This is a genomic window from Lutimonas sp. (genome assembly GCF_051011215.1).
Taxonomy (GTDB): Bacteria; Bacteroidota; Bacteroidia; order Flavobacteriales; family Flavobacteriaceae; genus Lutimonas.
This window is the reverse complement of record NZ_JBPCUJ010000057.1, coordinates 1-5,049: the sequence shown is the minus strand read 5'-3', so window position 1 is coordinate 5,049 and position 5,049 is coordinate 1. Positions and strand designations below refer to the sequence as shown.

Annotated in this window: 4 protein-coding genes; all 4 read left to right on the top strand. The window is 38.4% G+C overall.

What is annotated here, in order from left to right; all coding sequences use genetic code 11:
• The coding region (locus ACR2MV_RS05655) for a tannase/feruloyl esterase family alpha/beta hydrolase (RefSeq protein ID WP_434020933.1) at nt 1–457 on the top strand (457 nt) is incomplete at its 5' end.
• Between the two features lie 116 nt (nt 458–573).
• Entirely contained in the window at nt 574–1,731 is a 1,158-nt protein-coding gene (locus tag ACR2MV_RS05650; protein WP_434020932.1) for a porin, read from the top strand.
• 28 nt (nt 1,732–1,759) lie between these two features.
• A complete protein-coding gene (locus ACR2MV_RS05645) occupies nt 1,760–2,854 on the top strand; it encodes a calcium:proton antiporter (protein WP_434020931.1) in 1,095 nt (364 codons plus the stop codon).
• A gap of 2 nt (nt 2,855–2,856) precedes the next feature.
• Nucleotides 2,857–4,701 (top strand): mechanosensitive ion channel family protein, encoded by a 1,845-nt coding sequence (locus tag ACR2MV_RS05640; RefSeq protein ID WP_434020930.1) that lies wholly within the window; start codon nt 2,857–2,859, stop codon nt 4,699–4,701.
• Nucleotides 4,702–5,049: the final 348 nt, after the last annotated feature.

Here is a 5,049-nt window from a genome sequence, read left to right as displayed (position 1 = left end):
AAACAAATTAGAACATGATGCAAGAGTCATTGCCAAAACAATGAACGCTACAGATCCTAATCTTGCTGAGTTTAGAGCTAAAGGAGGAAAACTCCTTATGTTTACGGGGTGGTCTGATATGGCTATTTCACCTTTAGGAACCATTGCTTATTATGAAGATGTTATTTCAAATGATCCGAAGGCAGCAGACGATGTGAAACTGTTTATGATGCCAGGTGTTGGACATTGTTTGGGCGGTGATGGACCGTCATGGGTGAATTGGATTGATGAACTCGATCAATGGGTACGAGGCGAAGAAGCTCCTGAGCAGGTCACTGTGTATTTTGTAGACGAACAATTTCAGCCCAGTGGTTCACAATTATTATGTGCCTATCCAGAAGTGGCGGTCTATGACGGTAAGGGAGATCCAAAAGATGTAGCAAGCTTTAGTTGTGGTCAGATAGAATATAATGAATAATGATCTTGGCGCCCATCATATAAATGGGCGCCAGGCTCCATGCTAAAACTAATGTTTGTTTTTTTTATATTCGATTCTTCATATGGAAAGAGAATTGTCTATTAACTAATTATACTATGAAACTAATTATTCAACTAATTATTCTTTTTACAGTCTTATTACCTGTTTCACTATTGGCCCAAAGAGATCCAGATTCAGTGTCAGAGAAAGACACTAATAAATCTCGGCTAGACAGCATCGTGCAAGATCATTTTTTAATGTACGATTGGGAATCTGGGAGCATTTCGTTTGGCGGATCCATCCACAGAACGATTATGTATGTCGATGACGGATTGAATAATGATTTTTTCTTCATGGATTCAGAACAACCACCTACCCATTTAAGGGTGAGTGTTGAAAACAGTTTGAACGAAAACATCAGTGTATTTGGAAACCTTTGGATCGGTATTCAGAGTAATCGGCCCTTCGAGGTAAGCCAGGACAATAAGAACCCGGGAGTCGCATTTAGGGCCTTGATCAGTGAAGTAGGAATCAGTCATAAAAAAATCGGTAGCTTAGAATTAGGAAGTGGATTTACTTCTTCAGCTGTCTTTACAGAAGTCGATATGTCAGGAACCAGTATTGGATCTATGTTGACCTCAGGTAACCTGGCTCCGGGAATGAAGTTTGTAGATGCTGATTCTAATGAATTATCTGACCGACAGGTCTTTAATTATTTTCTTGATACAGAACGTCTAATGTTAGCCGACCGCATCCGATTTGATTCCAAATCTTTTGCCGGAGGCTTTATGGTCTCAGCTTCTGCAGCTGCTGACAGTCGATGGGATGCTTCTGTAAGATTTTTCCCAGAAGTAGGCAAATGGGCCTTTAGAGCCGTGCTAACATATGAGCAAAAACCATTTCGAGATCTTGATTCTAGAACATTGGCCGGATTCGGAATTAGACATGAAGAAACAGGCATCAACCTAACTACCATTGCCTCCTATGGATTCACCCCCGACGATCGAGATCCATATGGCTTTGTGATCAAAGGAGGGATACAACAAAACTTTACCGACTTAGGCAAAACATCCTTTTCAATTGACTATGCAAAAAATCATGATGCAACCATAGAAGGTGAGAGAGCCACTAGTTATAGCTTTTTTGTAAATCAATCTATCAACCCTATTAATCTGGTTATTTACCTCGGATATCGTAAATACGATGTAACAGATTCGGATCTGAATCTGTTGCCTATTAACACAACGACACTTGGTGTGTTTTTTAACTTTTAAACGCAACTAACTACATAAAAAATCAACTATGAAAACGCTAATTAAAAATGAATATCCTCTTATTCTGGGCATTGTTACAGTACTATTATTTTTTGGACCCGGTGTAGCTTGGCTAAGTGATATGGGGTCTAATATGACCTCAACATCCATTTCCTTTATAGCTCTTTTTAGCATCATGCTATGGGCTTCCTTTAAAGTAGTTGTCCATGCTGATATGCTGGCCATAAAGCTGGGAGAACCTTTTGGAACCTTGATCCTGACACTTTCAGTAATTCTAATAGAGGTACTTCTGATCTCTACCATCATGCTAACCGGCGATGACAATCCTACCTTGGGTAGAGATATGATGTTTTCGGTGATCATGATTGTTTTAAATGGTCTTACAGGTTTGGTCTTGATCATCGGAGGGCTAAAACATTTTGAACAGAAATTTAATATTCAGGGAGCCCAAACCTATCTTATTATTTTAATCCCCTTGGCCACCTTGAGTTTAATCTTACCAAATTATACCCAGTCTACTGAGACAGGTACCTTTTCATTAAGCATGACCTGGATCGGGATCGCTGTTACCGCAATTTTATATCTGGCATTTCTGTTTGCACAGACCTACAGACATAAAGATTATTTTCAAATGAGTTATTCTGAAGCCCTGCATGAAGACGAGCATAAACCAAAATCTTTAGGCTACCATATGCTATTCCTTGTTGCCTATATGCTAGTTATTATTCTACTTTCGAAAAGCCTGAGCAAGATCATTGATTTTGGGATTGGAGAAATCGGATTTCCGGTGGCTCTTGGAGGATTGTTGGTTGCTGTTTTGGTACTGGCTCCAGAAGGAATGGCTGCTGCCAAATCTGCTTTAAGAAATGATTTACAGCGATCAATCAATATTAGTTTGGGCTCTGGACTTTCCACGATTAGCCTCACCGTTCCGGCGGTTTTATTGATTGGTATAATTACGGGTAAAAAAGTGATCTTAGGTTTAGGACCTGAAGACAGTTTTTTACTAATCCTTACCTTGGCTGTCAGTATGGTGACTTTTTCAGGAAAACGGAGTAATTTTATACAAGGAATCGTGCATCTGGTACTCTTCCTGATCTATCTGGCATTAATATTTGATTAGTTATGAATGATTTAAAAAAGGACTATATTAAAAGTGTGAGGAAAATGGCCGTTTGGTCCATGTTCTGCATCTTTTCAACGACCGTATTTTCCCAGGAAACTACGATAGATTCTATGGCCCTTGAGGCGGCGGATTTAGACTCCACGACTGTTGAACAAATTAGATCTCCATTGAGGACGCCCAATGTGTCTAGCCCACGAGAGACATTATTCAGTTTTATTGATAACATGAATGCCTCCTACGAATTATTAATAGAAGCTCATGAAGAAAATATTGAATTACCTGGATGGTATATAGATGATAGTGTGAAGCCCAAAGTGTACGGAGCTGAACGACTATTTGAAAAGGCGGCATATTCTTTGGACCTTTCCTCCTTCCCTCCTTCTTTGAGAAAGCATTTGGCGTATAGTGGTCCTATAATGTTGAAAGAAATTCTTGACAGGATTGATCTTCCAAGTATGAATGAGGTACCCGGAACAAAATCTCTCGACTCAATTCAGGATGAAGATTCAGAATTAGCCTTTTACACAATACCTGATACTGAAATTACGCTGGTTAGAATTGACAAAGGCTACCAAAAAGGAAAATACTTATTTTCAGCCGAAACCGTTTCAAGATTACAAGAGTTTTACGAAAAATCAGTACATCTTCCCTATAGAACAGATGATAATGTATCCGCAGGTTTTTATACTTTTTATGCGAGTACACCGGGAAAACTAATGCCACCCAAATGGAATGTTTTCCTGCCAGAATGGGCTAATCAAGAGGTGTTTTCTCAAACCGTATGGCAATGGATCTTTTTAGTCGGTTATTTTATGATCTCACTGTTTCTATTAAATATTATCTATAAATATTTGATACAACCCAATAAGGAGAATATCAACTTAAGGCGTACCATTTTATTGATCATCGTTCTGGGTCTCACTTTGTTTTTAAGTATCATCATTAGTGATCGTATCAATATCACCGGAGGCCTATTGCTGGCATTAAAGATCATTTTGGAGTCTATTTTCTGGTTGATCTCTTCCTTGTTGTCCTTCAATATTATCGTTGCTATTTCCAAGTATATTGTAAAAATGAAGAATGTTGACAAGATCGGATTAGAAGCCACCTATACCCGAGCCGTTTTTATGATCGTTGCTATCCTGGTAGCTTCATCAATTTTGCTTTACGGACTCTCGGAATTAGGCATTGCCTCGGTGTCGTTGATTACCGGTGTAGGGATTGGTGGTATTGCCATCGCATTAGCTGCACGATCAACCTTGGAAAACGTTATCGCCAGTTTTACGATTTTTGCCGACAAGCCCTATAGAGTTGGTGACCGGGTAAAGATCATGGAGCACAATGGTACGGTTGAATCTATCGGAATTCGATCTACACAGATCAGACTTTTGACTGGTCCAGTTGTTTCTATCCCCAATGAAAAAATGGCCTCCATTGAAATTGAAAACATTCAGCAAAGACCATTTTTGAGAAGGGAGTTTGACATTAGGATCAAATATGAATCATCAAAAGATATAGTAGAAAAAAGTGTTGAACTTATCAAGGAAGTCTTATCGGTTCCTAATATAGAAAGTGATGAATATCACCCTAATCTGGCGATTAACAATCCGGAGTATCCGCCACGAGTATATTTTAACCAGATCAATGATGATTCATTTAATATCTATATCATCTACTGGCATTTCCCTCCGGTTCACTGGGAGTATATGGCCCATGCCGAAAGCATCAATTTCGAGATCATCAGCAAACTGAAAGAAGCGAATATTGATTTTGCCTTCCCAACCCAGTCTTTACAATTGGACCCAGTTAATGATGACAAGAATAAAGTTAGAAATGAAAAGTAATATAGAGGCCATTAAAATGAAGGAATAAATTGCCATTTAATTATCGGCAAGATGTTATGTCTGGATTTCTTAATTAATCTCTGATTATACGTTTTAAATGAGGAATAATGCATCTAAGGCATCAGCAATTACATAGAATAGGAATGTGATAGGAGAGATTCTTTTGTAAATTACAGATCGTAAAATGACATATTTATCTTAAAACTTATGAAATGTCAAAATACGAATTTAAGCTCATTAAGGCTCTTGACATTTATACTTATGTACTTGATTTGTTTTCAAGTCAATAGTCAAATCAACAAAACTATTGTTGAGAAATCACCGAAAGAAGAATGGGCTCCTATGCCT

Bases quoted from the DNA above. Each gene is read 5' to 3' on its own strand.
- ACR2MV_RS05650 (WP_434020932.1), top strand. From the start codon at position 574: ATGAAACTAATTATTCAACTAATTATTCTTTTTACAGTCTTATTACCT.
- ACR2MV_RS05645 (WP_434020931.1), top strand. From the start codon at position 1,760: ATGAAAACGCTAATTAAAAATGAATATCCTCTTATTCTGGGCATTGTT.
- ACR2MV_RS05640 (WP_434020930.1), top strand. From the start codon at position 2,857: ATGAATGATTTAAAAAAGGACTATATTAAAAGTGTGAGGAAAATGGCC.